At 67.7% G+C, this 26,315-nt stretch carries 30 protein-coding genes; 17 read left to right on the top strand and 13 right to left on the bottom strand.

The features are described 5' to 3' along the window. From I8J34_RS21405 to I8J34_RS21395, 3 genes are all read right to left on the bottom strand, one after another. A partial coding sequence (locus I8J34_RS21405) for a helix-turn-helix domain-containing protein (RefSeq protein WP_214363673.1) occupies positions 1 to 307 on the bottom strand: 307 nt, incomplete at its 3' end. 760 nt (positions 308 to 1,067) lie between these two features. Continuing rightward, positions 1,068 to 1,568, bottom strand: a complete 501-nt coding sequence (locus tag I8J34_RS21400; protein ID WP_214363672.1) for a DUF411 domain-containing protein — start codon at positions 1,566 to 1,568, stop codon at positions 1,068 to 1,070. 11 nt (positions 1,569 to 1,579) lie between these two features. Beyond that, the gene (locus I8J34_RS21395) at positions 1,580 to 2,074 is read right to left on the bottom strand and encodes an ankyrin repeat domain-containing protein (protein WP_230411947.1); all 495 of its coding nucleotides are present in this window, start codon (positions 2,072 to 2,074) and stop codon (positions 1,580 to 1,582) included. A 269-nt stretch (positions 2,075 to 2,343) separates the two neighbouring features. On the opposite strand from I8J34_RS21395, the gene I8J34_RS21390 reads away from it, so the two are divergent. From I8J34_RS21390 to I8J34_RS21355, 8 genes are all read left to right on the top strand, one after another. Continuing rightward, the gene (locus I8J34_RS21390) at positions 2,344 to 3,657 is read left to right on the top strand and encodes a hypothetical protein (RefSeq protein WP_214363671.1); all 1,314 of its coding nucleotides are present in this window, start codon (positions 2,344 to 2,346) and stop codon (positions 3,655 to 3,657) included. Beyond that, positions 3,654 to 4,508 carry a hypothetical protein gene (locus I8J34_RS21385; RefSeq protein ID WP_214363670.1) on the top strand — a complete coding sequence of 285 codons (855 nt, stop codon included), beginning with the start codon at positions 3,654 to 3,656 and terminating at the stop codon, positions 4,506 to 4,508. Before I8J34_RS21390 ends, I8J34_RS21385 begins: the two co-directional genes overlap by 4 nt. A gap of 94 nt (positions 4,509 to 4,602) precedes the next feature. Next, positions 4,603 to 4,971, top strand: a complete 369-nt coding sequence (locus I8J34_RS21380; protein WP_214363669.1) for a response regulator — start codon at positions 4,603 to 4,605, stop codon at positions 4,969 to 4,971. Then, positions 4,968 to 5,579, top strand: a complete 612-nt coding sequence (locus I8J34_RS21375) for a hypothetical protein (RefSeq protein WP_214363668.1) — start codon at positions 4,968 to 4,970, stop codon at positions 5,577 to 5,579. The genes I8J34_RS21380 and I8J34_RS21375 overlap by 4 nt, the downstream gene beginning before the upstream one ends. Before the next feature lies 1 nt (position 5,580). Then, positions 5,581 to 6,885 (top strand): ATP-binding protein, encoded by a 1,305-nt coding sequence (locus I8J34_RS21370; protein ID WP_214363667.1) that lies wholly within the window; start codon positions 5,581 to 5,583, stop codon positions 6,883 to 6,885. 453 nt (positions 6,886 to 7,338) lie between these two features. Beyond that, positions 7,339 to 8,178: a ParA family protein gene (locus I8J34_RS21365; RefSeq protein ID WP_214363666.1), complete on the top strand. Its 840-nt coding sequence runs from the start codon at positions 7,339 to 7,341 to the stop codon at positions 8,176 to 8,178. After that, complete coding sequence (locus tag I8J34_RS21360; protein WP_214363665.1) at positions 8,168 to 8,701, top strand: hypothetical protein; 534 nt, start codon at positions 8,168 to 8,170, stop codon at positions 8,699 to 8,701. The genes I8J34_RS21365 and I8J34_RS21360 overlap by 11 nt, the downstream gene beginning before the upstream one ends. Further along, positions 8,702 to 9,442 carry a hypothetical protein gene (locus I8J34_RS21355; RefSeq protein ID WP_214363664.1) on the top strand — a complete coding sequence of 247 codons (741 nt, stop codon included), beginning with the start codon at positions 8,702 to 8,704 and terminating at the stop codon, positions 9,440 to 9,442. Between the two features lie 214 nt (positions 9,443 to 9,656). Here I8J34_RS21355 and I8J34_RS21350 read toward each other — a convergent pair whose 3' ends face one another. Then, positions 9,657 to 10,562, bottom strand: a complete 906-nt coding sequence (locus I8J34_RS21350) for an ATP-grasp domain-containing protein (RefSeq protein WP_214363663.1) — start codon at positions 10,560 to 10,562, stop codon at positions 9,657 to 9,659. 107 nt (positions 10,563 to 10,669) lie between these two features. On the opposite strand from I8J34_RS21350, the gene I8J34_RS21345 reads away from it, so the two are divergent. Continuing rightward, on the top strand, positions 10,670 to 11,521 hold the full coding sequence (locus I8J34_RS21345; protein WP_214363662.1) for an EamA family transporter: 852 nt from the start codon (positions 10,670 to 10,672) through the stop codon (positions 11,519 to 11,521). 5 nt (positions 11,522 to 11,526) lie between these two features. On the opposite strand, the gene I8J34_RS21340 is transcribed toward I8J34_RS21345, so the two are convergent. From I8J34_RS21340 to I8J34_RS21315, 6 genes are read right to left on the bottom strand one after another with little or no spacing between them, the layout of a single operon-like run. Next, positions 11,527 to 12,381, bottom strand: a complete 855-nt coding sequence (locus I8J34_RS21340; RefSeq protein ID WP_214363661.1) for a bile acid:sodium symporter family protein — start codon at positions 12,379 to 12,381, stop codon at positions 11,527 to 11,529. A gap of 7 nt (positions 12,382 to 12,388) precedes the next feature. Continuing rightward, positions 12,389 to 13,303 (bottom strand): 1,4-dihydroxy-2-naphthoate polyprenyltransferase, encoded by a 915-nt coding sequence (locus I8J34_RS21335; protein WP_214363660.1) that lies wholly within the window; start codon positions 13,301 to 13,303, stop codon positions 12,389 to 12,391. Further along, positions 13,300 to 14,037: a class I SAM-dependent methyltransferase gene (locus tag I8J34_RS21330; RefSeq protein ID WP_214363659.1), complete on the bottom strand. Its 738-nt coding sequence runs from the start codon at positions 14,035 to 14,037 to the stop codon at positions 13,300 to 13,302. The genes I8J34_RS21335 and I8J34_RS21330 overlap by 4 nt, the downstream gene beginning before the upstream one ends. 52 nt (positions 14,038 to 14,089) lie before the next feature. Then, positions 14,090 to 14,689 carry an SCO family protein gene (locus tag I8J34_RS21325; protein ID WP_214363658.1) on the bottom strand — a complete coding sequence of 200 codons (600 nt, stop codon included), beginning with the start codon at positions 14,687 to 14,689 and terminating at the stop codon, positions 14,090 to 14,092. Beyond that, positions 14,686 to 15,027 carry a hypothetical protein gene (locus I8J34_RS21320; RefSeq protein WP_214363657.1) on the bottom strand — a complete coding sequence of 114 codons (342 nt, stop codon included), beginning with the start codon at positions 15,025 to 15,027 and terminating at the stop codon, positions 14,686 to 14,688. Before I8J34_RS21320 ends, I8J34_RS21325 begins: the two co-directional genes overlap by 4 nt. Further along, entirely contained in the window at positions 15,024 to 15,698 is a 675-nt protein-coding gene (locus I8J34_RS21315) for a c-type cytochrome (protein WP_214363656.1), read from the bottom strand. The genes I8J34_RS21320 and I8J34_RS21315 overlap by 4 nt, the downstream gene beginning before the upstream one ends. 158 nt (positions 15,699 to 15,856) lie before the next feature. Between I8J34_RS21315 and I8J34_RS21310 the strand changes: the two genes are divergently transcribed. Next, positions 15,857 to 16,741 (top strand): HDOD domain-containing protein, encoded by an 885-nt coding sequence (locus tag I8J34_RS21310; protein WP_214363655.1) that lies wholly within the window; start codon positions 15,857 to 15,859, stop codon positions 16,739 to 16,741. A gap of 16 nt (positions 16,742 to 16,757) precedes the next feature. On the opposite strand, the gene I8J34_RS21305 is transcribed toward I8J34_RS21310, so the two are convergent. Then, positions 16,758 to 17,258, bottom strand: a complete 501-nt coding sequence (locus tag I8J34_RS21305) for an arsenate reductase ArsC (RefSeq protein ID WP_431193977.1) — start codon at positions 17,256 to 17,258, stop codon at positions 16,758 to 16,760. 651 nt (positions 17,259 to 17,909) lie between these two features. On the opposite strand from I8J34_RS21305, the gene I8J34_RS21300 reads away from it, so the two are divergent. The 5 genes from I8J34_RS21300 to I8J34_RS21280 are packed head-to-tail and all read left to right on the top strand — an operon-like array spanning position 17,910 to position 22,724. Further along, a complete protein-coding gene (locus tag I8J34_RS21300; protein ID WP_214363654.1) occupies positions 17,910 to 19,865 on the top strand; it encodes an FAD-dependent oxidoreductase in 1,956 nt (651 codons plus the stop codon). Between the two features lie 7 nt (positions 19,866 to 19,872). Continuing rightward, positions 19,873 to 21,324 carry an ammonia-forming cytochrome c nitrite reductase subunit c552 gene (locus I8J34_RS21295; protein ID WP_214363653.1) on the top strand — a complete coding sequence of 484 codons (1,452 nt, stop codon included), beginning with the start codon at positions 19,873 to 19,875 and terminating at the stop codon, positions 21,322 to 21,324. Between the two features lie 53 nt (positions 21,325 to 21,377). Next, positions 21,378 to 21,941: a Tll0287-like domain-containing protein gene (locus tag I8J34_RS21290; RefSeq protein WP_214363652.1), complete on the top strand. Its 564-nt coding sequence runs from the start codon at positions 21,378 to 21,380 to the stop codon at positions 21,939 to 21,941. Between the two features lie 10 nt (positions 21,942 to 21,951). Further along, positions 21,952 to 22,308 (top strand): c-type cytochrome, encoded by a 357-nt coding sequence (locus I8J34_RS21285; RefSeq protein ID WP_230411946.1) that lies wholly within the window; start codon positions 21,952 to 21,954, stop codon positions 22,306 to 22,308. 32 nt (positions 22,309 to 22,340) lie between these two features. After that, positions 22,341 to 22,724, top strand: a complete 384-nt coding sequence (locus tag I8J34_RS21280) for a group I truncated hemoglobin (RefSeq protein WP_214363650.1) — start codon at positions 22,341 to 22,343, stop codon at positions 22,722 to 22,724. Between the two features lie 129 nt (positions 22,725 to 22,853). Here the strand turns inward: I8J34_RS21280 and alr are convergent, their stop codons facing one another. After that, positions 22,854 to 23,930, bottom strand: coding sequence for an alanine racemase (gene alr, locus I8J34_RS21275; RefSeq protein ID WP_214363649.1), 1,077 nt, complete (start codon positions 23,928 to 23,930; stop codon positions 22,854 to 22,856). Then, positions 23,927 to 25,237 carry a D-amino acid dehydrogenase gene (locus I8J34_RS21270; protein WP_214363648.1) on the bottom strand — a complete coding sequence of 437 codons (1,311 nt, stop codon included), beginning with the start codon at positions 25,235 to 25,237 and terminating at the stop codon, positions 23,927 to 23,929. The genes alr and I8J34_RS21270 overlap by 4 nt, the downstream gene beginning before the upstream one ends. 135 nt (positions 25,238 to 25,372) lie before the next feature. Here I8J34_RS21270 and I8J34_RS21265 point away from each other — a divergent pair, with 135 nt between their 5' ends. Further along, a complete protein-coding gene (locus I8J34_RS21265) occupies positions 25,373 to 25,837 on the top strand; it encodes an Lrp/AsnC ligand binding domain-containing protein (protein ID WP_214363647.1) in 465 nt (154 codons plus the stop codon). A 151-nt stretch (positions 25,838 to 25,988) separates the two neighbouring features. After that, the gene (locus I8J34_RS21260; RefSeq protein ID WP_214363646.1) at positions 25,989 to 26,300 is read left to right on the top strand and encodes an RNA-binding protein; all 312 of its coding nucleotides are present in this window, start codon (positions 25,989 to 25,991) and stop codon (positions 26,298 to 26,300) included. Positions 26,301 to 26,315 lie beyond the last annotated feature (15 nt).

Below are 26,315 nucleotides of genomic sequence, written 5' to 3'. Positions count from 1 at the left end.
CGGGATAGCGCCGTGCCAGCAGGGCCTGGATCTTCTTGGGGCCGAGCACGTCGCCCCCGTCGGTGCGCAGCTCGATGACGGCCTGGCGCACGGCGAAGGGGTAGGCGGTGGCGCAGTGATGTGGCCGCCGACTGCGCTCCTCGAGCCCCTCCACGCCATCGCGCCGATAGCGCCCAAGCCATTTGTAGCCAGTCTTGCGGCTGATCCCGTAGCGCGAGCACAGCTCGCCGAAGCTGTAGCGATCACGCAGGTGATCGGCTATGAACAGAACCCGTTGGTCCATCGGTTTGACCTCGTTCCAAGGCATGGGGCTGCCCTCCTATCCGCTCCCATGCAGGGTAGAAGTTGTTACCCATGTCTTTGAACCGATTTGTTACCGATGAGTGTGAACCGTACACCCCCGACTGTGCCGCCGGCTTCGCCGGTGCCCTCTCTACGCCCGGCGCCGGCGGGTCGTGTCGCAAACTCGCCCTGCGGGCTCAAACAGCGACACGACAATTCCCGCCGTCGCCGTTCTCCGTTCGGCGGCACAGAAGGGGGAGGGCACGCGGGCTCGGCTTCGCCATTGCCCGCTTGGTGCTGCGTAGGGCGGGTTTCAAACCGCCTTTGGTATTCGTTCGCAGGCCATTGGCGAGTTGGAACCCGCCCTACAAAAACCTGCACCGCTGCTGCCGGCTGGCACCCATCCCCCTCTGTCGTGCCGAGCGCAGCAAGTACGGGGCGGAAAAAGCGGCTTCGCTGTTTGAGCCCGCAGGGCGAGTTTGCGAAGCTGCCCGCCCCGTGCTTGCGGAGGGAGGGAAGCCCGAAGGGCCACGACAGTGGGGTGTGCTTCTTTGCCTATCTTTCTTGCACAAGCAAGAAAGTAGGTCGCCCGCCGGGGCGAGACCCGGCCAATCCAAGCGCGCCGAAGGCACGTCCGTCGAGCCACCGAAGGCGCAATGTGGCTGCGCCCCGATGTGACAATTCAGGCAATTTCGTCTGAGCAATCGCCTGCGGCGGATGAAGGCGGCTGCGCGGGTGGGTGCCGGCCTTCTGCCGGGCGCCGCGCCGGTGCCGCCATCACCCCCTCAGTGCCGCCACCACACCTTGCTGTCCCCGTCCTTGAGGATCAGGAAGGTATTGAACGGCTCGCGCCGCGGGCGTTCGGTGCCCTTGGTCTTGTCGAGCGTGGTGCAGCCGGTCTCGCAGGTGGGGCTGGAGTACTCGCGGCCGGGCGCGCCGAGCGGCAGGCCGGGCACGGCCAGGCCGCGGGCGTCGGGTTTGTCCTTGAGCAGGCGCTGGATGTCCTCGGCCGGGACATGGCCTTCGATGAAGTAGCCGGCGACCGTGGCCGAGGGGATCGCGCGGTAGCCGGCTGGGACGTTCAGGCGCTGCTTGGTGGCGTCGAGATCGTCCATCGGCAGTCGGTTCACCGTGACCTTGAAGCCGTGCTGACGCAGGTGCTCGGCGTAGTCGATGCAGGCCAGGCAGACGGTGGGGGTGTACATCTCGATCTGGGGCGGCGCGGCCTCGGCATGGGCGGCGGTGCCGGTCAGGGCGAGCAGGGCGGCGGTGAGCAGTGCTTTCATGGTGGCCTCCTTCAGCACGGCTTGCCGGCCTGGCAGCCTTTGAGAATCCATAGCGAGATGATGCCGACCGCTTCGTCGGCCTTGACCTTGCGGCCCATGGCGGCCGGGTCGCGGCCGGCGAGGTTCTTGGCCACCGGGTCGGCACCGGCGTCGAGCAGGATCTGCGCGTTGTCGGCGCGGCTGGCGTAGGCGGCCATGTGCAGCGGGGTGGAGCCGTCTTCGTCGCGGGCGTTGGGATCGGCGCCGGCGGCGATCAACGCACGCATGGCGCTGAGGTCGGAATTCATGGCGGCCAGATGCAGCGGCGTGGAGCCGCGCGCGGTGCGCGCGTCGCGTGCCTTGGGGTTGGCTTTGAGCGCGGCGGCGACCTCGGCGCCGGTGCCGGTGCGGGCAATCTGGTGGATGGGGTGTTCGCCGGGGTTGGCGTCGGCGGCGCCGGCCAGCATGGGCAGGCCGAGCGCCGCGGTGATGGCCAGCAGGCCGCACAGTCGGGTCAGCATCGACATCGATCGGTTCTCCTTGAGTGGCAAAGGCAGATGAAGCGCCCAGCTTGCCGACGCTGGCCCGGGCGCGCCTTGCGCGGACGCAAATCCGGTGCGATTGCCGGCCAACGCGCCTGACAAGGATCGTCGGCGGAGGCGTCGGCGGCGACCATGCCTGCGTGGGTGGGCGCATCCAATCGCCTTTCCGGCATGATGCCACTGCGGCGGCGGGAGGGGGGCTTGCGGCTGTCAGCCGGTTTGATCTGCGCCCGGCCAGTGGCTATAGCTCAAGCATGCCCACTCCGGCGCGCATTGCCGCTGAGCGTCCGCGCGCCGCCACCTTGCCCATGCCCCTGCGCCGTTTTCGCCTCCTGCCCTGGTGCCTGCCTGCCACCGCCTGGGCGGCGACGCTTGGGGACAGCATGGGCGGCGTCGGCGAGGGGCTGGCCGATGGCGTGCAGCGTGTCGCCGCGGCCCTCGGCCATTGGCTGTGGCATCCGCTGGTGACGGTCGATGGCATCGTGCTGGCGCTGTCGGACCGGCGTCAGGGCGTCGAGGTGTGGCAGCGGGCCGGGGGCGAGTTGCTGTCGGGGCTGTCGGCGGACCCGGCGGGCACGGCCGCCAGCCTCGCGAGCCTGTTGGTTTGCGCGGCGGGTTGTGTGGCCGTGGCGGTGGGGTTGAGCGAGGCCGGCCGGCGCGGCTGGCGGGCGATGGCGGAGGCGCTCCCCCGGCCGCGGGCGGCGGGGCGTATCGGTCGCTTGCGCCGGGCGCGCGCCATGCGCCGCGAACGGCGGCGCGGCGAGGGGGCCGGGCACGGGTCGTGGGCGCGGCGTTTGCGCCACGCCGGGGAGGACCTGCGTGACGGGCTGCTGACCGTGTGGCGCCATGGCGGCGCCGGTGTCGGTTTCCTGGCGTTGCGCGCCGGGGGGGCGTTGGGGCGCAGCGGGGCCGGGCTCATGCGCCAGAGCGGTCAGCTGGTGGCCTATCTGGCCTTGCCGTTGGCCCTGCTGGCCGATCCGTGGATCGATCTCAGCGTGCAGCGGGCGGCCACCGCCAGGGCGGCGGAAGCCCAGCTGGTGCCGGCCGCGCGCGCTTTTCTGGCGGCAGCGCCCGGGTTGAGCGTATCGGCGCTGGACGCGCAGGCGGCTGCGCTGCGCCGGCACTATGCCGCGCACCGTCAGCAGCTGCTGGCGCCGATCCGCCGGCTCGACGCCGCGCTGGATGGCGATCTGGCGCGGCTGGAGGCGCAGCTTGGCGAGGGCGGACTGAGCGATGCGACCATCGACCATCGGCTGGATCACGCCTTGATGGGCTTTGCCGGCATGCGCCTGCGCTGGCTGGCCGTGCTGGTGTTGCCTCTGCCGGCCGGGGCGGCCGATCCACTGGCCGTGCCGCGCACCTGGTTCGAGAACCGGGCGACCGAGGCGGCCGTGTTTGCCGCGGCACGTGCGCGCGTCACCGACCCGGCGCATGCCGCGGTGATCGACGCGATCCTGGCCCGTCTGGCGGCCGAACGGGACTATGAGCAGTGCCTGCGCACTTGGGACGCGTCGGTGCTGCTCGCGCAGCCCTTGCCCGAGGTCGACGCTTGCGGGGGGCGGCCATGAAGGTGCTGGCGCACTACTGCTACCTGTTGGCAGCGCTGGTGGTGGCGGTGCATCTGTTGACCCGCCAGGATCTGGGCGGCGGCCTGCCGGTGTCGGCCACGGCCATCGCCTGCGGCTGTTTGCTGGTGCTCGGGCAGGGCTTCACCGCCCTGGGGCGGCGCTGGGTGCAGCGTCGGCGCGATGCGCGGGCGACGCGGGTGTTGCAGCGCTTGCTGAACGCGTCGCCTGGCGACACGCCGCCACACTTTGCGGTGTACCTGCGCCCGTTCTCGGTCACCGGCCGGCTCACCGTGACGAACCGCCGCTGGCGCGGCCTGCCGATCCTGCCGCGCTATTTCGCCCATGAGCCGACGCTGGAGTTCGAGCGTCTGCTGGCCGGTGCGCTGGCGCCGGCCTTGCCGCTGGTGGCGCTCGGTCGGCCGGGCGAGGCCATCGGGGCCGGGCGCATCGCGGTGAGCGATGCCGAGTGGAAGGCGATGTTCCAGCGCCTGATCGATGCGGCCCGCTGGATCATCATGATCCCCAGCGATCAGGGCGAAACCGGCTGGGAGGTGCAGCAACTGGTGGCGCAGGGGCTGCTCGGCAAGACCGTCTTCATCATGCCGCCGGCGCTGCGGCGCGGTGCCATCGACATGGCGCCGGTGTGGCGGCAGCTGCGGTCGGGCCTGGCCGACACCGGGCTCTGCCTGCCGGCCTATACCCCGGCCGGGCAGGCCTTCCGGCTCGGCCCGCAGGGGCGCTTCTACCGCAGCCGCTATCTGCCCCGGCTGGAGAGGCGTGTGTTGCGCGAGGTGCTGGCCGGCCTTACCGACGGTCAGCCGCCTGTCGGGTGGCCGCGCCCGTGGCGTTAAAGTCTGCGGGAGGGACGCCGTTGTCTGAGCCGTAGACAATGGGGTGCTTCGCCCCAGCCAGATGGCATGGGATCCAGGGGCCAAGGAGAACTGAATGGCATCAACGGTTTTGGTGGTGGACGACTCGGCAATGGCGCGCAAGATGCTCATTCGCTCCTTGCCGGCGTCATGGGATGTCGAGGTCAGGCAGGCGTCCAATGGCGTCGAGGCCATGGCGGCCTATCGCCAGGGCGACGTCGATGTGATGTTTCTCGACCTGACCATGCCCGAGATGGACGGCTTCCAGGTGCTCGAATCGCTGCGCGCCGAGGGGCTCAACTGCCTGGTGGTGGTGGTGTCGGCCGACATCCAGCCGGAGGCGCAGGAGCGCGTCAGGCGGCTGGGGGCGATCGCCTTTGTCAAAAAGCCGGTCGATGCCGAGAAGCTCGGCGTGGTCCTGCGCGACTATGGGGTGGCACTATGACGACCGCGCTGTTTTCCGAAGATCAGCGCGATGCGCTGCAGGAACTGACCAACATCGGCATGGGCCAGGCCGGCGCCTCGGTGGCGGCGGTGCTGGGCGAGTTCGTGCAGCTATCGGTGCCGCGCATCCTGGTACTCAAGCCGGCGTTGATTCCCGCGGCGCTGGAGCGCATAGTCGGCGCCGAGAAGGTGACTGCGGTGCGCCAGGGCTTTCATGGCGACCTGCGCGGCGAGGCGGTGGTGGTGTTCGGCGCCGCGCATTGCCGCGAGCTGGCCGACCTGATGGGCTACGACGATTCGCTGGACGAGGCCGCCGAACGCGAGCTCCTGCTCGATGTGAGCAATGTGCTGGTCGGCGCCTGCCTGGGCGGGCTGGCCGAACAGATCAGCGCCGAGATGGGCTTCTCCGCGCCCTCGCTGATGGCCTCCGAAGCCGAGGTGGCCACCCTGCTCGACGTCAGCCGCATGGATTCGCCGTGCGCCCTGTTCGTCGAGGTGAACTTCCGCCTCGAGAAGCGCTCCTTTGCCTGCCATCTGGTGATGCTGTTGCCGGAGGACCAGATCCTCGTGCTGCGCGACGCCATCGACCGCTTCCTGGCGAGCCTCTGACATGGACAGCCTGACCTCCGGTGCGCTGGGCAATTTCATCGCCGACCGGGTCGAGGTCGGCGTCTTTGTCGTGGACGCCGACTTCAACATCACGCTGTGGAACCATTTCATGGCCACCCACAGCCGGCGTCCGGCGCCGGACGTGCTCGGGCGCAATCTGTTCGACTGCTTCCCGGAGCTGCCGCGTGCCTGGCTGGAGCGCAAGGTGCGCCAGGTGCAGGCGCTGCGCAATTACGCCTTCACCTCGTGGACGCAGCGGCCCTACCTGTTCCGCTTCGATCACAACCGGCCGATCACCGGCGGTGTGGACGCGATGCGCCAGAACTGCACCTTCCTGCCGGTCAAGAACGAGGCCGGCGAGGTCGAGCAGGTGTGCGTGACGGTGCAGGACGTGACCGACACCGCGGTCGCCCACCAGGAGCTGGCCGCCAGTCTGGCCGAGATCGAAAAGGAGAAGGCCGAGCAGCGCAAGCTCATCCGCGAACTCGAATCGGCGCACAACCAACTGCTGCAATCCGAAAAGCTGGCCTCCATCGGCCAGCTGGCCGCCGGCGTGGCGCACGAGATCAACAACCCCATCGGCTTCGTCAATTCCAACCTCGGCACGCTGGCCAGCTATGTCGATGAACTGATGGGGGTGCTCGACGCCTACACCGGAGTGCACGCCCAGCTGCCGGACGCCCAGCGCTCGGCCGTCGAGGCGCAGATCGACGGGGTCGACCTGGCCTACCTGCGCGAGGATCTGGTCGCGCTGGTGACCGAAAGCCGCGAAGGCCTCGATCGGGTGAAGCGGATCGTGCAAGACCTCAAGGACTTCTCGCGCATGGGCGAGAGCGAGGCGGCCTGGGCCGACCTGCACCATTGCCTCGACACCACGCTCAACGTGGTGGCCAACGAGATCAAGTACAAGGCCGAGGTGGTCAAGCACTACGGCGAGTTGCCCGAGGTCGAGTGCGTCGCCTCGCAGATCAACCAGGTGTTCATGAACCTGGTGGTCAATGCCGCCCAGGCCATCGCCGAGCGCGGCACCGTCACCATCACCACCGGCACCGAGGGCGACGGCGTGTTCGTGGCGGTGCGCGACACCGGCGTGGGCATCCCGCCGGAGGTCAAGAAGCGCATCTTCGACCCCTTCTACACCACCAAGCCGGTGGGCACCGGCACCGGTCTCGGCCTGTCGGTGTCCTACAGCATCATCGAGCGCCACGGCGGGCGCATCACGGTCGACAGCACCGTGGGCGAGGGCAGCGAATTCCGCATCTGGCTACCGGTGCACCATCCGGCACCGGCCGCCGCGGCTACTTGAGCTTGCCCGACAGGAACTGACGCAGCCGCTCTTCGTGCTTGATGGTCGAGTGGTGTGGGGAGGTGGAAGTCGCCCCGTTGCGGTCGGTCGGCTGAGGTCGACAGCATCATGTAGGTTGGGCTGAGCGCAGCGAAGCCCAACATCGGAAGTGCAGACATCGAGCGATGAGTGTTGGGCTTCCTTCGTCAGCCCAACCTACGCTTGCTGGCGGTGGAGGCGGGATGGGTTTCGTGCCAACTGCGCAACCCGCTGCGGCTTTCACGCGGCGTCCGGTCGGCGAGCTGGCTCCCTGTCGGGCTCTCCCTCGCTCGCTTTGGCGAATGGCAGAGATCGACCCGAAGCCGTATATAAGGCAATGTTGTCATCAGTATTTTTTGGAAGTACGCTTCCGGCTATTTACGTACATAGCCCCCAGTTCACATCGACAGGGCGGAACCCATCCGAAGGATGAAAATGAAGACCATCAGCTTTGTGAACATGAAGGGGGGCGTTGGCAAGACCACTCTCGCACTAAACGTCGCTGATTGCCTTGCCCGTACTCATGACAAGAAAGTGGCAGTCATCGACGTCGACCCCCAGTTCAATGCAACGCAATGTCTTTTCAGCGGCTCGGAGTACGTGGGCCTCCTGAAGAATGGCGCTGATACCGTATTAGACCTCTTTGACTCAGGTATCAAGCCAATTGCAAGTGTCGTGGGAGGCGCAACGACGTCAGAGCCGAAAGAATTGAGCGAAATAGTCCTACAAAAGAAGGATTTGCTTTGGGCTCTCCCGGGTAACATTGATCTCTACCGACTCGAAATGACCAACGGTGAAGGCAGAGAATTCGCGATTCAACGATTCATTGAGCAGAATCTCGAACCAGCAGGCTTTGATTACGCCATTGTGGACACTCCGCCCACGCCGTCGGTTTGGATGACCAGTGCCCTCATAGCGTCAGATTATTACATCATTCCGGTCAAGCCCGACCCGCTCTCGCTAATCGGGATCGATTTGTTATGGTCTATCATAGACCGTCGGCGAAAAAGCTACGGCCTAAAGCTAAAATGCTTGGGTGTGGTTCTGACCATGGTTGAACGCCCGGACAGCGTGGTCTACAGCACCGCAAAGGCGAACCTCGCCAGCAACAAGTACTGGAAAAGCTACGTAATCGACGAATACTTGCCAAAGCGCTCTGCGTTAGTAAAGCAGCAGCTTACGCAGCCATTTATTCTGAAAATGGATGATTTCAACCTTCGTGCGGGTCTGACCGGTTTAGTAAATAAATTCATGGATGACATTGATGGCCTCTAAGAAAACAAGCAGTAATGATGCTTCTCGCATGGCATTGCCACAGTTACGTAAGACGTCGATGGCCATCGATGATCTAGTTTGGACGATCCAAAAACTGGATATTAAACAGTTACGGGCGGCCGCTGATCTGCTACGCAGTTCGCTTACTCGCGAAGACTTCGCTCCTTCGGTCGCAAGCACGTACCAGTCTTCCAATCCCAACAAGCAGTTTCTTATTGGTGTTCTTCCGAAGCTTTTTCAGGATAAGGAGCTATTCCCTCAGAATGACGACATCGCGGATTTCGCGAATGCCGCACTCAAGCTTGAAATGAGCCGAACGGAAAAGCGTTCTCGGTACGAGATCATAGGAAAGGTCGTCTGCGAGACCGACACGCTAGACGACAACGAACTAAGCATGCTCGTACAAGCACTCGAAAATCTAGTCGAGAATAAAGACAAGCTCGCCCAGATGGCAGAGAGAAAGAGAACAGGAAGCTTCTCTTGGAACGAAACGCTCCAAGAGCTACTTCGTGAGCAGGGCTAAATGGCGAGGGCAATCGACGCAGACTTTGAACTACTCAAGGACTTCTTGAACAGCTACACACTCGGCCAAGTTGTAACTACTGCCCAGCAGTTAGCCACAGTTAAGTCGGCGCATAAAGCTTTCCTGCCGTTTCTTCAGCTCTGGGCTATTTGTTTGGATGAGGCTACAAAGGGCAGCCTCATGCACTTTGGCAGATCGATCGGCGCTAAAGACCCCGAGCTTTCTCACCTCCGCGAGGCGATATCCGATACCGGGAGCGGATTTTTCTGTTGTCTTCACGGAGCATACAAGCCAGGGCATATGGCCCTCCGCAGCAGCATTGAGAACTTTCTTCGATTCGCAGCTGGTCCGTTCGACAACTTGGCGCTAACAACCACAAGCATCTCCGGTCTATTTGACATTGCTCGAGCAACGGAGCCCTTCGCCGGCGGGCGGAATGTCCACCTCAATCAACTCCGCTCAACTTACGTGGCTCTATGCAAATTTAGTCATTCTGCTTCATTGGCTCACATGGAAGGCATACATGCCTTAGCCCATTTTCCGACCTTTGACGAAAAAGCGTTCCAAGGATGGCTAGGCATGGCTAGACCATGCATGAGCGCCATCGCAACCTTGACCGTACGGGGACACCCCTCTCTTTATCTGGACGCACACTACGCGGCGAAAGAGTTGCTTGATGAACTGATTCCACAACCGGAGCGACTGCTGCTCTTAAAAGGGGAAAACTCCCTGTCCGCGTAGCACGGAAAAGTGAAGTGCCCTCCACCGCATGAGGTGATTGGAGCGGGGGCGTTCGGCGGATGACGCTTCGCTGATCCGCCCTACATCGGACGTCCACTCCTGGCCGCTTGCTGACCGCCAGACCCCTCGCTTCCCCCTCCAAGCGGTTCGTCTTCTGTGACGCAGCTTTTGTATCGCCTCACCTTTTGCGGTGTCGGATAAGCGGACTATTGCCTCACCCCGCCAGCCGCCGCACCAGCGCATCGGCGAGCGTGTCGGCGGCCGCGGGGGCGAAGCGGAAGAACAGTTCGGGCTCGACCAGTTCCAGCTCCATCAGGCGGAAGTCGCCCGGCCCGCGGCGGACGAAATCCACTCGGGCGTAGAGCGGCAGCGTGGGGCAGGCGCGTACTGCCGCTTCGGCGAAGGCGCGCTCGTCGGCGGCGGGGGTGTGGGCATGCACGGTGCCGCCGTGGTCGTCTTGCACGCGAAAATCGCCGGCCTTGGCGGTCTTTCGGATCGCATGGGTGGTGCGCCCGTCGATGACGATCAGCGACAGCTCGCCGCTGGTCACGATGGCCGGCTCGAAGGCCTGCACCATCATCGCCTCGGCGGCCACGCATTCGGCGAAGCGGGCTTCATGTGCAGCGGCCGTGGTGGTGTCGATCCGGTAGGTGAGGCGTGCGGCGCCCGACACCACTGGCTTGAAGACGGCCTCTGTCCAGCCCTGCTCGGCGAGGAGGCCGGCCAGCGTGGCGCGGCTGCCGCGCTCGGCATACACCGTCGGCACGCTGGCCACGCCGGCGCGGGCCAGCTCGGCCAGGTAGCGCTTGTCCATGTTCCAGCGCAGGGTGGCGGCGTCGTTGAACAGCCGGGTCTGATCCGATACGCACTCGAACCAGGCGCTGAATTCGGCGAAGCGGTCGAAGTAATCCCAGGTGCTGCGAAACAGCGCGCAGCGGGTGTCGCGCCAGTCCACCGCCGGATCCGACCAACTGCGCCGTGCCACGGTCAGCCCGCGTGCGCTCAGTGCATCGGCCACCAGGCCGTCTTCGGTGGCGATCTGCTGCTGGTACCAGTCGGCCGGGTCGGGCCTCACATAGCGGTCGTCGGTGAGAATGGTGACGTCGATGGCGCAGGGCATGGCGGCGGCAAGGCGGGAAAAGGCGCGATTCTACCCGCGCCGCCGCGCGCTGGCGCGATGCCGGGCGTGGCGGCATCATGGCGGGGTTTTCCGCCCGAGGAGTGTGTGTGCCGTTCGATGCCTTGTTGCTGGTGGTGGCCGGCGCGCTGCTGCATGCGGTGTGGAACCTGTCGGCCAAACAGGCCGGTGGCGGCACGGCTTTCATCTGGGCCTTCAACGCGGTCAGCGTGGCGGTCACCGCGCCGCTGGCGGTGGTCAGTTGGCAGCCGGTGAGCCTGCTCGGTTGGGCGGCGATCGGTGCCAGCGCGTTGATCCATATCGGCTACAACCTGGCCTTGCTGCGCGGCTATCGCGACAGCGAATTTTCCGTGGTCTATCCCACCGCACGCGGCACCGGCCCGCTGTTCGCGGTGCTCGGTGCGCTGCTGCTGTTCGGCGAGCGTCCGTCGGCGCTGGGCGCGCTGGGCATTGCCAGCATCGTGCTGGGCCTGTTCCTGCTGGGTGGCGGCCGGGCCGTGCTGGCGCGTGGCCAGGCGGCGGCGGTGGGGGTGCGCTGGGGCGCGCTGACCGGCGTGTTCATCGCCGGCTACACCCTGACCGATGCCTGGGCGGTGACCCATATCGGGGTGCCGGTGGCGCTCTACTACTGCCTCGGCCTGCTGGCCCGAACGCTGATGCTGGCGCCCGGCGTGCTGCGTGCGCCCTCGGCCTTGCGTGCCTGCTGGCGCGACAGCCGGCGCCATGTGCTGGTGATCGGGGTGTGTTCGCCGCTGGCTTATCTGCTGGTGCTGCAGGCCATGACGATGGCACCCCTGAGTTACGTGGCACCGCTGCGCGAGATGTCGATGCTGATCGGCGTGGTGATCGGGGCGCGGGTGCTGCGCGAGGCGCTGACGCCCACCCGTCTGCTCGGCGCCGTGTTGATGCTCGCCGGCGTCAGCCTGCTGGCGATGGCCTGAGCGCCTCAGCCGTGCGCCGTGGCGTGGCGCGCGCGGCGCACGGCGATGACGGCGAAGGCGGTGATGTTCATCAGGAAGGCGTAGATCACTGCCGGCACGGCGAGCGCCGGGGCGCCCAGCAGGCTCACCGCCAGGGTGATGCCCAGCGCGCTGTTCTGCATGCCACATTCCATGGCCAGGGCGACACGCCCGGCGCCATCGAGCCGCACCAGTGCGCCGAGGGCGGCGCCGGTGGCCATGGTCAGCAGATTCAGCAACAGGGCGGCGGGGCCGACGCTGGGGAAATGGCGCGCCATGGCCGGCCACTGGCTGGCAAAGGTGAATAGCACGATGAGCAGGAACAGGCCGGTCGCCACGCGGTGCACGAGGGCCGCATGGCGTGCGCCGATGCGCCCGGTCTCGTTCAGCCACAGGCCGAGGCCGACCGGCAGCAGGGTGATCAGGAACAGGCCGCCGGCGGTCTGGCCGACCGGCAGGCGCACCGTGGAGGTGTCGCCCATGAACAGCAGCAGGCTGCCGCCGACGATCAGCGGCACGCTGATGAAGGCCACCATGCTGGTGAGCGCGGTGAGGCTGATCGACAGCGCGGTTTCGCCGCGCGCCAGATGCGTGACCATGCCGGCGGTGACGCCGCCCGGGCAGGCGGCGAGGATCATCAGCCCGACCGCCGCCTCGGGCGCCAGCGACAGGCCGGTGGCGATCAGCCAGGCGGTAGTAGGCAGCAGCACGACCTGCGCCAGCAGGCCGAGGGCGAGCGCATCGGGGCGGCGCAGCACGCGCCGGAAGTCGGCCAGGCGCAGCCCCAGGCCGAGGCTGAACATGATGAAGGCGAGGCCGAGGGGCAGCAGGAGTTTGATCATCGCGGCGCTACCAGAGCAGGGCGACGCACAACAGGGCACCGAGCAGCAGCTGGGCCTGGGCGGTGCGCGCCAGTTGATGGTTCATCTGCGCGCCGGGCGGCTGGTGGCGAAAGCGCAGCGCCAGCCACAGGCACACCGGCAGCGCCAGCCAGCCGGCTCCCATGCCGGCGATGCCGAGCGGCTGCGTGAGCAGGGGGAAGGGCGCCAGCATCAGGGCGGCATACAGGCTGCGAGCGTGGCGCGTGCCGAGCACCGAGGCCAGGGTGCGGCGCCCGGCGCGGCGGTCGGCTTCGAGGTCGCGCACGTTGTTGACCAGCAGCACGGCGGCGGCATGGCAGCCCAACGCCAGCCCCAGCCACAGGGCCGAGCCGGTGAAGGCGCCGCTTTGCAGGTAGTGGCTGCCGGCCACGGCCACCAGGCCGAAGAAGGCCATCACGAAGACTTCGCCCCAGGCGGTGTAGGACAGCGGCCGCGGCCCGCCCGAGTAGGCCCAGCCGGCAGCCAGCGAGGCCAGCCCGATGGCCAGGATCGGCCAGCCGCCGACCACCACCAGGTAGAGGCCGCCGAGCAGCGCGGCGAGGAAGGTGGCCAGCGCGGCGCGGCGCACCTGGCCGGGGGTGGCCAGCCCGGCGGCAGTGACGCGGGCCGGGCCGAGGCGGGTCGGGCCGTCGTTGCCGCGCAGCGCGTCGCCCACGTCGTTGAACAGGTTGGTGCCGGCCTGGATGAGCAGGGCGCACAGCAGCGCGACGACGAGCGGCAGCCAGGCCACGCCGGCGCCCTCGTGCCAGGCCAGCGCACTGCCGGCCACCACCGGAATTGCCGACAGCGACAGGGTGCGCGGGCGGATCGCCATCCACCACAGGCCGAGCTTGAGGCCGCGCCGGCCAGTATCGGCCAGACGGGTGCCGGAGCGCAGGTTCATGCCGCCTCCCGTGTCGCTTTGGTGGCGGTGTGGATGCAGGCGATGCCGAAGGAGACATTGCGCCAGCGCACCGTGTCGAAACCGGCGTCGCGCACCATCTGCGCGAAGGCGCGCTGGTCGGGGAAGCGGCGGATCGATTCGACCAGGTATTGGTAGGCCGCCGGGGCCTTGGCCACCCAGGCGCCGAGGCGCGGGATGACGAGGAAGGAGTAGGCGTCGTAGAAGGGCTTGAGCCACCACTGCGGACGCGAGAACTCGAGGCAGGCGAACTGCCCGCCCGGGGCCAGCACACGGTGGATCTCGGCCAGTGCGGCAGCCAGCTGCGTGGCGTTGCGCAGGCCGAAGGCGACGGTGAGCGCGCGCACGCTGCCGTCGGCAAAGGGCAGGCGCTCGGCTTCGCCGCCGAGCCAGTGCAGCGCAGGGCCGTCGGCGCGGGCCCGGCCGGCCTGCATCATGGCCAGACTAGGGTCGCATACCACCAGGGTGCGGCCGGGTGCGTCGGCCATCAGGCGCGCCACGTCGCCAGTGCCGCCGGCCAGGTCGACGATCAGCCCCTCGCGCGGCAGGTCGCGCACGAAGCGGCGCTTCCACAGGCGGTGGATGCCGAAGCTCATCATGTCGTTCATCAGGTCGTAGCGGCCGGCCACGGCGTTGAACACCTGGCGGATACGGCGCTGCCGTTCGGCGGGCACGACGTTCTGATAACCGAAAGTGTCGTCCAGGGGGGCGGTCATGGGCAGGGGGCGTATCGGTGGGCGGGCGCGACCGATTGTAACGCGCGCCCAGTCATTGGCGCGGGGCGGGCGCCTGATCGATGAGCTGGCGCAGGGAGTCGGTGATCTGATTGACCGGGGTGCCGAAGGCGAACTTCTTGACGAAGCTGCCGCCGGGGGCGAGCACGTACAGGCCGGCGGAGTGATCCACCGCATAGGCGTCGGGCGCGGCGCCCGGTTCGCGCACGATTTCGTAGCGCACCTTGTAGTTCTGCGCCACGCGCTCGACCAGCGCCGGCGAGCCGGACAGGCCGATGATGCGCGGATCGAAGAAGTCGGCATACTGCTGCAGCTGGGCCGGGGTGTCGCGCGCCGGGTCGACGGTGATGAACACCGGCTGCACCCGGTCGGCCAGCGGGCCGAGCTGCTTCATCACCTCGGCCACCTCGGCCAGGGTGGTGGGGCACACGTCGGGGCAGAAGGTGTAGCCGAAGCTGAGCAGCTGGAACTGCTCGGGAAAGGTCTCGTTGGTGACCGCCCGCCCCTTGGCGTCCATCAGCAGATAGCGCGGTCGCAGCGGCGTGTCGTCGGTAGTGGCATCGGCGGCCGGCACGGCCGAGGCGCCGAGCGCGAGCAGGGCGGTAAGCGCGAAGCGGCCAAGCGCGCGGATCATGAGCCTTGCTTGAACTGCGCTTTGAGCCGGGCTTCGAGCTCGGTCACGCGGGCGGACAGCGCGTCGCTCGACGGGCATGCCGCGCTGCCCTGGCGCAGAAAGCTTTCGCTGGTGGCGTGCTCGAACAGCTCGCCGTTGGCGCGGGTCTTGGGCACGGTGTTGATCATCAGCGATTTGATCGCCGACATGTTGGCCGCCTGCTTGCAGGCCAGGGCGATGCCGTTGGCGTCGCCCAATTCGGTGATCAGCCCGGTGCCGGCATCGGCGGCGCGGGCGGGCAGGACGGCGAACAGGGCCGACAGGGCGAGCAGGATGACGACATGGATGGCGGTTTTCATTGCTTGTCCTCGAGATTCTGCAAGGTGGTGAGGTAGGCCAGGATGTTCTGCAGGTCGGCGGGTTTGAGGTCCTTCAGCACGCCTTCGCCGGGCTGCTCTTCATCATGCGGGCGCACGCCTTCGCGGAACTGCTCCATCTGGCGCATCAGGTAGTTGGTGTATTGGCCGGCGAGCATCGGCACGATCCGCTTGCCGCGCCCGTCGTTGCCGTGGCAAGTGGTGCAGCGGTCTTGGTAGATCGCGCCGCCGGCCGCGATGTCGCCCTCGACGCGCGGGATGATCATCACCTTCTGCATGGCGGTGAGGCGGGTCAGCGCGTCGTCGTCGTCCTTGAACTTGGGCGGCTTGGTCGGCAGCTCGATGGCCGACAGGTAGGCGGCGATGTCGCGGATGTCCTCGTCCGGCAGCTCGCGCTCCTGGGTGTAGGGGAACATCGGCAGGTTGATGCGCTCGCGGGCGCGGAAGCTCTTCAGCGTGAATTCGATGAACTTGGCGCTCTGCCCGGCGATGCGCGGGTATTCGCCCTGCTTGCCGCCCTGGCCGTTCTCGCCATGGCAGGCCGCACAGGTGCCGTTGACGGCGCGGCCGTTGTCGAGATCGGGCTCGGCGGCGACGGCCAGCGTGGGCAGGCACAACGCAAACAGGGCAAGGCGGAGCGGACGCAATGGCATGGCAGAACTGTCAATCAGGGATCGCTGAAGTATCGCCGCTGGGGAGGCGCGGCGGTTTGACGCAGCGCAAGAGAGGGCCATGCGGGCGCCACGGCACGAAGTAGGCGGGACTGTGCGAAAATCGCCTCCGGCCCCGCCCGCCTGGACAGGTAGACCTCATGACCCACGCTCTCCCGGATGATCCCGCCGTCGACAAGAAAGACATGGCGCTGCGGGCGCAACGCTTTCGGATGCTCGAGGATATCGCCGAAGAGCTCTCCTCCCGCGACGTCTCCTTCCCCACCTGTTTCGACGCCGCCTTGATGATCCGCGACGCCCTGCGCGATCCGGGCGTATCCCTGCGCCGTGTGGCTGGCCTCATCGGCATGGAACCGCTGGTGCTCGCCAAGGTGTTGCGCGTCGCCAACTCGGCGGCGCTCAATCCTTCAGGGCGTGCCATCACCGATATCGAGACCGCCGTGACCCGCATCGGTGTCGAGGCCACGCGGACGATCGCGATCTCCACCGCCATGGATCAGCTCCTGCGCTCCAAGGGGCTGCTGTGCTTCGGCGAACTGCCCAAGGCGCTGTGGCTGCACACCCTGCGCACCGCCGCCACCGCCCGCGTCATTGCCGGCCGGCTGACCCGGGTCAACCGCGAAGAGGCCATGATGGCCGGCCTGGTGCACGACCTGGGCGCCTTCTACATGCTCTATCGCGCCACCCAGTACGAAGAGCTGCGCATCCGCCCCGACTCGGTCAAACACCTCATCGCCCAGTGGCACGAAAGCATCGGTGAATCGCTGATGCATGCGCTCGGCCTGCCCGAAACCATCATCCAGGCCACGCGCGAACACGAGCAGTCGCGGCCGCTCGAACGCGGCCTGAAAACCCTGGAAGACGTCGTCTACGTGGCCAACGCACTGGCCGGCGGCACGGCCGGCTGGCTGTTCGGCAGCGAGGCGCCGACAGGCGCCCCTGTGCCGCTGGACGAGGAGCAACTGGCCTCGCTCGCCGACGACATCGAGGCCGAGTACCAGTCGCTGCTGGGCGCGCTGTCCTGATCGCCTGAGGAGGCGCTCAGCGGTCCGACTGGCCGATGTCGTCGAGTTCGTCCTGCAGAGCCATCGCGTCGAGCCTGGACAGCGGCAGGTTGAGGAAGATCTCGATCCGCCGCGACAGCACCCGGAAGGCGTGATTCACCGCCTCGGCGCGCTCGGCATCGTTACCCGCCACGGCCGCCGGGTCGTCGACGCCCCAGTGGGCGGTCATCGGTTGCCCGGGCCACACCGGGCAGACTTCGCCGGCGGCCTTGTCGCAGACCGTGAACACGAAATCCAGGTGCGGGGCATCCGGTCCGGCGAATTCCTCCCAACTCTTGCTGCGCAGGTTGTCGGTCGGCAGCTTCTTGCGGCGCAGGATGTCGAGCACCAGGGCGTTGACCTCGCCCGCGGGGTGGCTGCCGGCCGAGAACGCACGGAAGCGCCCCTTGCCCAGGGCGTTCATGATCGATTCGGCGAGGATGCTGCGGGCCGAATTGGCCGTGCAGAGGAAGAGGACGTTGTAGCTGCATTCGCTCACGATGAGACTCCGGTGGGTGCGCGCCTGCCATGCGGAGCGAACCGCCCGGGCGTGGCGATCGAAGCCCGGCGCCGCTCGGCCGCGATGCGGGCCGATCACGGCGCCAGACACTGTGTCCGGCCGAAGATAGCGGATTCAGACGGCAATCATGTGACGGTTTTGTTGCCGTGTTTCAGCGGGTAGCCTCAGGAGCGGAAGGGGGCGACGTTCAGTGGCTTCCACCGGCAGGTTGCGTGCGTCGGGCTTGCTGTGTGTGCCGACGCTTGTTGAAGACGCAACACCTCGCATGTGGCTGTGCGTGAGCTCCGCCGGCTTGGTCCGGTTGATGAGGGCTTGCAGATCGGCTGATTCGTCGGGATGCGATATGGCGCGTCGGCATGGTGCATGAGCTGCTCTTGCTGCACTGCAGCAGTGCAAGTCGAGCCGCTGGGATTGGCGGGTTTTGCAAGTAAATCAAGACTAATCAAAAAGTTGTAGATCCTGGCACGCCCCTCGCTACGGGTGGGGTGAGCCCGCCAATGGCGGTGGGTGACAGGCAGGAACAAGGACAAAGGCGTCCATTTTCAGGCAGGGCCGGTTGTGCGGCGTGCCTGAAGATGTGGCGCCTTTTGCGTTTCCGGCACCCGGGTGATGATCAGCGGAAGGCAGGCGATGCGACCAGCGGCAGAGACTTCGGAGCGTCCGGTGGTGGTGGTGGGCAGCGGGCCCGCCGGCCACCGGGTGGTGCAGGCGATCGGCGCCCAGGCGCCCGGGCGCGCCATCGTCTGGTATGGCGAGGAGCCGTGGTCGCCGTATAACCGGATCAAGCTGTCCTCCTTGCTGGTCGGCGAGGTGCGCTGGGAGGCGCTGACGGTGCCGACGGTGCTGCCGGCGGCGGTGACGACCCGCTTCGGTTGCCGCATCGCGCGCATCGATCGGGCCGCGGGCGAGGTCATCGATGCGCAGGGCCTGCGCCAGGCCTATGGCGCGCTGGTGCTGGCCACCGGTTCGCGCCCGCATCTGCCCGACATCCCCGGCATCGATCTGCCCGGCGTGTTCACCTTCCGCGACCTGAACGACGCGCAGCGCCTGCAGGCGCGCACCGTGCGCAGCCGGGTGACGGTGGTGATCGGCGGCGGGCTGCTGGGGCTGGAGGCGGCGCGGGCGATGCGCCGCTACCACACCCGGGTGATCGTCATCGAGCATGCCGACCGCCTGATGCCGCGCCAGCTCGATGCCGAGGGCGCGGCCTGGCTGGCGCAGTCGGTGCATGCGGCGGGGATCGAGACGCGGGTGTCGGCGGCGGTCAAGGGCATCGAGGGCGGGCGCGAGGTGAGCGGCGTGCTGCTGCGTGGCGGCGAGGTGATCGCCTGCGACACGGTGATCGTCGCCACCGGTATCCGCCCCAACATCGAGCTGGCGCTGCGTGCCGGCCTGCCGGTCGGGCGCGGCATCAAGATCGAGGACGACACCCGCACCGCCGATCCGCGCATCCATGCGGTGGGCGAGTGCGCCGAGCATCGCGGCGAGGTGTATGGGCTGGTCGCGCCCGGCCTGGAGCAGGCCGCGGTGGCGGCCAACCGCATCTGCGGCGGCGATGCCGTCTATACCGGCAGCGTGGCGGCGACACGGCTCAAGGTGATGGGCTGCGCGGTGTTCAGCATCGGCGAGGTCGAGCGCCAGGGCCCGGCCGACACGGCGCGCGCGAGCGCCTTTGCCGACCCGGACGGCGACGGCTACCGGCGCGTGCTGATCCGCCAGGGCCGCATCGTCGGCGCCCAGGCGGTCGGGCCGTGGGCCGAGATGTCGCGGGTGCAGGAAGCGGTGCGCAGCGGTCGCCGGGTGCTGCCCTGGCAGCGCCTGCGCTTTGCCCGCATCGGCCAGCTGTGGCCGGATGCCGACGCCGGCGATGTACGCCTGTGGCCGGCCGAGGCCACGGTGTGCCATTGCACGGGTGTGACGCGCGGGCAGCTGACGGGCGCGCTGGCACGCGGTTGCGCCAGCGTCGAGGCGCTCGGGGCCGACACCGGCGCCGGCAGCGTGTGCGGTAGCTGCCGGCCGCTGCTGGCGGAGCTGGCCGATGCCGGCGCGCTGCCGGCGGTGCGCGGCTGGCGTGCGCTGGTCGGCCTCGGCGCGGTGGCGCTGCTGCTGGCCCTGGTCTATCTGCTGACCACCATCCCCTTCCCCGACACCGCCGAGCTGGCCTGGCGCTGGGACGTGATCTGGCGCGACAGCGTGTGGAAGCAGGCCACCGGCTACACCGCGCTCGGCGCCATGGTGCTGCTGGCAGTCATCGGCCTGCGCAAGCGCTGGCCGCGGCTGGCCGCGCTGTGGGACTTCGCCGGCTGGCGCGTGGTGCATGGCTTGCTCGGCGCGCTGCTGGTGGCGGTGATGTGGGTGCACACCGGTGGCCGGCTGGGCGTGCGCCTCGATGCGCTGATGAGCGCCATGGCGGTGCTGGCGATCCTCTCCGGCGCGGCGATCGCGCTGGTGGTGTCGCGCCAGCAGGACTTGCCGCCGGCGCGGGTGCGGCGCCTGCAGCGCGGCGCCACCTGGGTGCACATCCTCGCCCTGTGGCCGCTGCCGGTGCTGCTCGGCGTGCACATCCTCAAGGCTTACTACTTCTGAGGCGCCGATGAAGAAGAAGACCAATCTGCGCTGGTGGGGCCTGTGGCTGGCGATCTCCTTCGTCGTTGCCGGTGCCGTGTATGCCGGCCTCGACAGCCTCGGCAACCCGCGCCCCGGCAAGGCCGACCTGGTGCTGCGATCATGGCTGCTGCCCGGGCAGACCAGCCACGGCCACTACCAGATCGAGCTGGCCTGTACGGCCTGCCATGCCGGCGCCTTCCCGAGCCGTGACGACGTGCAGGCAAAGTGCGAGTCCTGCCATGCCAAGGACCTCAAGGCGGTCGACGACAGTCACCCGCGCGCCAAATTCACCGACCCGCGCAACGCCGACCGCGCCGCCTTGCTCGACGCTACCTACTGCGTCACCTGCCATGTCGAGCACAAGCCGGGCATCACCCGCGGCGCCGGCGTCACGCTGCCGCAGGACTACTGCGTGATCTGCCACAAGGACGTCGCCAAGGAGCGCCCCAGCCACCAGGGCATGGCCTTCACCAGCTGTACCGACGCCGGCTGCCACAACTACCACGACAACACCGCGCTGTATGAAGACTTCCTGGTCCGCCATGCCGGGGTGGGGCGGATGCAGGACGAGCCGAAGGTGCTGGCGCGCAACCTGCGCGAGGTCATCGAAGAGCTGGGCGACTACCCCAGCGAGACGTATCCGCCGGTCGAGCTGGCGCGTGCCGATGCCGACGCCGGCACCGCCCTGCCGGCCGCCGACACAGTGCATGAAGACTGGGCCGCCTCCGCGCATGCCCGGTCGGGCGTCAATTGCAGCGCCTGCCATGTGCCGGCAGCGCAGCACGGCAGCGATGTGGCCACGGCGACCTGGGTCGAGAAGCCGACCGAAAAAGCCTGTGTGCAATGCCACGGCCCCGAGGTCGAGGGCTTTCTTGCCGGCCTGCACGGCATGCGCCTCAAGGCCGGCCTGCCGGCGATGACCCCGGCCGAGGCACGCCGGCCGATGAAGGCCGAGCGCCAGCACGAGGCGCTGAGTTGCACCAGCTGCCACGCCGGCCACCGCTTCGACACCCGCCGCGCGGCGGTCGAGGCCTGCGCCAGTTGTCATGACGATACCCACACCCGCGCCTATTTCGCCTCGCCGCATGCGCGCACCGTCGAGGCGGCGGCGCCCGAGACGGCGGTCACCTGTGCCACCTGCCATCTGCCACGGGTCGCCCATGACACCCCGGACTTCGTGCGCCGCACCCTGGTCGATCACGCCCAGGGCAAGAGTCTCAACCCGCCGGTCAAGATGGCGCGCCAGGTGTGCCTGGCCTGCCACGGCCTGGGCTATGCCATCGACGCGCTTGCCGATCCGGTGCTGCGCGCAGACAACTTCCCGCACGCGCCGACCCGGCATGTGAAGAGCATCGACATGGCCGTGGCCCGCGAGGGCGAGGCGCGCGCGGCCAAGGCGACGCAGGCGGAGTCTGCCGACAAGGATGGTCGCTCATGACCGGCCCGCGCGCTGCCCCGATTTTGTTTCAACCCCTGGAAGGAGAAGTGACCATGAAAACGCATTTCAAACTGCCCCTGGGTGCCGCGGCCATCGCCGTCGGCCTTGGCTGTGCCACGCCGGCGATGGCCGCCGGCTGGAGCTACCAGCAGATCGCCGATGCGCTGCATGCGGTGATGGAATCCGACCGTACGGTCTACACCCGGCTGATCGTCAACCGTCTGCAGAACCAGGAGAAGGTGATCAAGGCCAGCGAGCACTGGAAGGACGAAAAGGCGCTGGTGCTGCCGGCCCAGATGTTCCGCTTCGGCGCCGAGATGGTGGCCGAGAAGAACGCCGGCTTCAGCTACGCGCTGCTCTCCGAATGGCCGGTGAACAAGCAGAACGCGCCCAAGACCGAGGTCGAGAAGGAAGGCCTCAAGGCCATCGCCGCCACCGGCAAGCCCTTCTACAAGGAAGAGACGCTGGGCGGCAAGACCTACTTCACCGCGGTGTATCCCGACAAGGCCGTGGCCAAGGCCTGCATCAGCTGTCACAACGACCACAAGGACAGCCCGCGCACCGACTTCAAGATGGGCGACGTGATGGGCGGTGTGGTGCTGCGCCTGCCGATGTGAGGCGATGGCGATGCGCTTGAAGACCCCCTTTGGCCTGGCGGTGGCCCTGCTCGGTGCCGCCTCGGCTCACGCCGGACGCCCGCCGGAGCTGGCCGGCTTCGAGCGCGGCCGCGCGGTGTGGCTGGGCACCTGCCAGCTCTGCCATGCGGAGCCGGCCACCGGCGCCCCGCAGCTGGGCGATGCCCAGGCCTGGGCGCCGCGCGTGGCCCAGGGTAAGGCGGTGCTCTACCGCCATGCGCTGGAGGGCTTCATGGGCCCGCTCGGCGACGAGATGCCGCCGCGCGGGGCCAATCCCGATCTGTCCGATGACGACGTCAAGGCGGCGGTGGACTACATGGTCCAGGCCAGCCAGACCGTCAAACCCTAGTTGTATTCGTGATTCAATCAAGGAGCCGAAAAATGACGACGACCGTAGCCATGAGCCTGTATGAAAAGATTGGTGGCGCCCCCGCCGTGGATGCCGCCGTGGACAAGTTCTACGACAAGGTGCTGGCCGATCCGCGCATCAAGCACTTCTTCGTGAACACCGACATGGCCAAGCAACGCCAGCACCAGAAGACCTTCCTCACCTGGGCCTTCGGCGGCCAGCCCGGCTACAACGGGCGCGGCATGCGCGAGGCGCACAAGCCGCTGGTGGACAAGCTCGGGTTGAACGACACGCACTTCGACGCGGTGGTCGAGAACCTGGCCACCACGCTCAGCGAACTGGGCGTGAGCGACGCGCTGATCGGCGAGGTGGCGAAGATTGCCGAATCGATTCGCGACGAGGTGTTGTGCCGCTGAGGGTGTTGTGGCGGGAGCGTAGGTTGGGCTGACGCAGGAAGCCCAACGGGCAGCGTTGCAGCATGGCACGGTATTGCACGTTGGGCTTCGCTGCGCTCAACCCAACCTACGGGTATGCCCTGTCGGTGCTCAGGCGGGCGCGGTGTCGATGTACTCGCGCCGCACCCGTTTGAGGTTGCACAGCAGCTCGTAGGCGATGGTGCCGGCGGCCTGCGCCACGGTGTTCACCGACACGGTGTGGCCCCACAGCTCGACCGGGCTGCCGATGTGGGCGCCCGGCAGGTCGGTGAGGTCGACCGTCATCATGTCCATCGAGACGCGGCCGATGACGCGGGTGAGCTGCCCGTCGACCGCCACCGGCGTGCCGGTGGGAGCGATGCGCGGGTAGCCGTCGGCATAGCCCATGGCCACCAGACCGACGCGGGTCGGCACCTCGGCGACGAAGCGCCCGCCGTAGCCCAGTGCTTCGCCGGGGGCGAGATTGCGCACGTTCATGATCGCGCTTTCGAGCGTCATCACCGGCGTGAGGCCGTGATCGTCGCTCGGCATCGGGTCAGCACCGTAGAGCAGGATGCCGGGGCGGGCCCAGTCGCGATACGCCGCCGGCCAGCCCAGTACGCCGCCCGAGTTGCACAGGCTGCGCGCGCCGGGCAGGCCGGCGGTGGCGCGGTCGAAGACGGCGATCTGTTCGGCGGTGGCGGCCGCGTCGGGCTCGTCGGCACGGGCGAAGTGGGTCATCAGCACGATCTGGCCGACCTGCGGCATCGCGCTCAGGCGGGCGTGGGCGGCGGCATAGTCGGCCGGCATCAGGCCGGCGCGGCGCATGCCGCTGTCCATCTTGAGCCACACGGTGAGCGGCCGCGCCGCATGGTGGGCCGCCAGCATGTCGATCTGCTCGGCCTGGTGCACCACCATCCACAGATCGTGGGTGCTGGCGTGGATCAGGTCGTCGGGGCCGAAGGCGCCTTCGAGCACCAGGATCGGCTGGGTGATGCCGGCCTCGCGCAGCTCAAGCGCTTCTTCGACGATGGCGACGGCAAAGGCATCGGCCTCACCGGCCAGGGCGCGGGCGCAGGCGACGGCGCCATGGCCGTAGGCATTGGCCTTGATCACCGCCAGCGCCCGCCCGCCATGGCGGGTGCGGGCCAGGCGATAGTTGTGGCGCAGGGCGGCGAGGTTGATGCGGGCTGCGGCGGGACGGCTCAAGCGGCGCTCCGGTGGGCACCTTGCAGGCGCGGGGCGCGCTGCGCGGCGGCGGATGTGCGGTAGCGGTCGAGCGACAGCCCGTCGGTCGAGATGTCGGCCGGGCGGTCGGCGACCAGATCGGCCACGAGCTTGCCCGATCCGCAGGCCATCGTCCAGCCCAGGGTGCCGTGGCCGGTGTTGAGGTAGAGGTTGGGGTAGTCGGTGGCGCCGACGATCGGCGTGCTGTCGGGCGTCATCGGGCGCAGGCCGGTCCAGAACTCGGCGGCCGGCACGTCGCCGCTGCCCGGGAAGAGGTCGTTCACCACCATCTCCAGGGTCTGGCGGCGGCGCGGGTTGAGCGACAGATCGAAGCCGGCCAGCTCGGCCATGCCGCCGACCCGGATGCGGTCGTCGAAGCGGGTGAGGGCGACCTTGTAGGTTTCGTCGAGCACGGTGGACACCGGTGCGGCCTCGGCGTTGGTCATCGGAATCGTCAGCGAGTAGCCCTTGACCGGATACACCGGCAGCTTGAGGCCGAGCGGGGCGAGGAAGTCGCGGCTGTAGCTGCCGAAGGCCAGCACATAGCGGTCGGCACGCAGCACTTCGTCGCCGACGCGCACGCCGCCGATGCGGCCGTTGTCGACGATCAGGCCGTCGACCGCCTGGCCGAAGCGGAAGTCCACGCCCAATTCGGTGGCCATCTCGGCCAGGCGACGGGTGAACAGGTGGCAGTCGCCGGTCTCGTCATTGGGCAGGCGCAGGCCGCCGGCGAGCTTGTCGCGGGCGTGCGCCAGCGCCGGTTCGGCGCCAGCGATCTGGTCGCGGTCGAGCAATTCGAAAGGCACGCCGAAATCCGTCAGCACCTCGATGTCGCGCTTGGCGGCGTCGACCTGGGCCTGGCTGCGGAACAGCTGCAAGGTGCCGCGGGTGCGGCTTTCGTAGTCGAGGCCGGTGTCGACGCGCAGCGCGCGCAGGCAGTCGCGGCTGTATTCGGCCAGGCGCATCATGCGCGACTTGTTGACGGTGTAGCGGTCGGCGGCGCAGTTGCGCAGCATGGCCATCATCCATTCGAGCTGGAAGCGCGTGCCGTCGGGGCGGATGGCCAGTGGCGCATGGCGCTGGAACAGCCACTTCATGGCCTTGAGCGGGATGCCGGGCGCGGCCCACGGCGTGGAGTAGCCCGGCGAGACCTGGCCGGCGTTGGCGTAGCTGGTCTCCAGTGCGGGGCCGGGTTGGCGCTCCAGCACGGTGACGCGGGCGCCGTTGCGGGCGAGATAGTACGCGGTGGAGGTTCCGATGACACCGCTTCCGAGTACGATAACGTCCATGACCTGTCTCCTGATCCGTTGCTGTAGTGATTTTCTACTTTAGTGCGAATTGCGCAGTGAATTTAACTGCGATATGCGGCAAAATATCAAGACAATCACTTTTTTTGAGCCCGTCCTTTGTCATGGAGAAGTGAAATGCGCGAACTGGATCGCCTGGACCGGAAGATCCTCGATCTGCTGCAGAAGAACGGTCGCCTGCCGATCACCGAACTGGCCGAGAAGGTGGGCTTGTCGAGCACGCCGTGCACCGAGCGGGTGCGCCGGCTCGAACGCGAAGGGGTGATCACCGGCTACCACGCCCACCTCAACCCGGTGGCGCTGGGCAAGCCCTTGTTGGTGTTCGTCGAGATCAAGCTGTCGGCCAAGTCGGGCGACGTGTTCGACAAGGTCAAGAAGGAGATGATGTTCATCCCCGAGGTGATGGAATGCCACCTGGTGTCGGGCGAGTTCGACTACCTGGTCAAGGCGCGCATCTCGCAGATGACCGAATACCGCCGCCTGCTGGGCAACATCCTGCTCAAATTGCCGGGCGCGGCCGAGTCGCGCAGCTCGGTGGTGATGGAAGAGATCAAGGAAACCTTGTACCTGCCCACCGACTGAGACCGGCGACCGGCCGTCGGACGCCGTTGGGCGACCAGACCCCAGGGGTTTGTACTGTCGGCATCCGGCGCTAGTATCCGCAGGCCGGCGCCACGCGTGTTGCGCTGCACACCGTCTGGCCGGCACCGTTTTCCGACGATTGGGTGATTCGATGTACTTCATTCTGGGCGGCCTGCAGGCCGACACGTCCACCGAGATGATTGCCGACGGGCTGCGCCGGTACTTCACCGTGACCGAGGTGGTGATCTACCGCGACGGCGACGCCGATCACCCGCTGGCCAAGGTCGCGGTGAGCGACAGCTACATGCACGTGTGGGAAATCGCCAATCGTCTGCGGGGCGTCTATCACCGCGGGCGGGCACTGACCTTCCACATCCCGGCGCACCAGCATTTCGACCATCTGTTCGACGCCGACGACCCGCGCGCCGCCCACGATCCGCGCGAAGCGCTGCATCTGGACTGAGCGTGGGGGCGTCGC

This window comes from Denitromonas iodatirespirans (genome assembly GCF_018524365.1).
Lineage (GTDB): Bacteria > Pseudomonadota > Gammaproteobacteria > Burkholderiales > Rhodocyclaceae > Nitrogeniibacter > Nitrogeniibacter iodatirespirans.
Note: the sequence above shows the minus strand (reverse complement) of the source record. Positions and strands in the feature narration are given on the sequence as shown.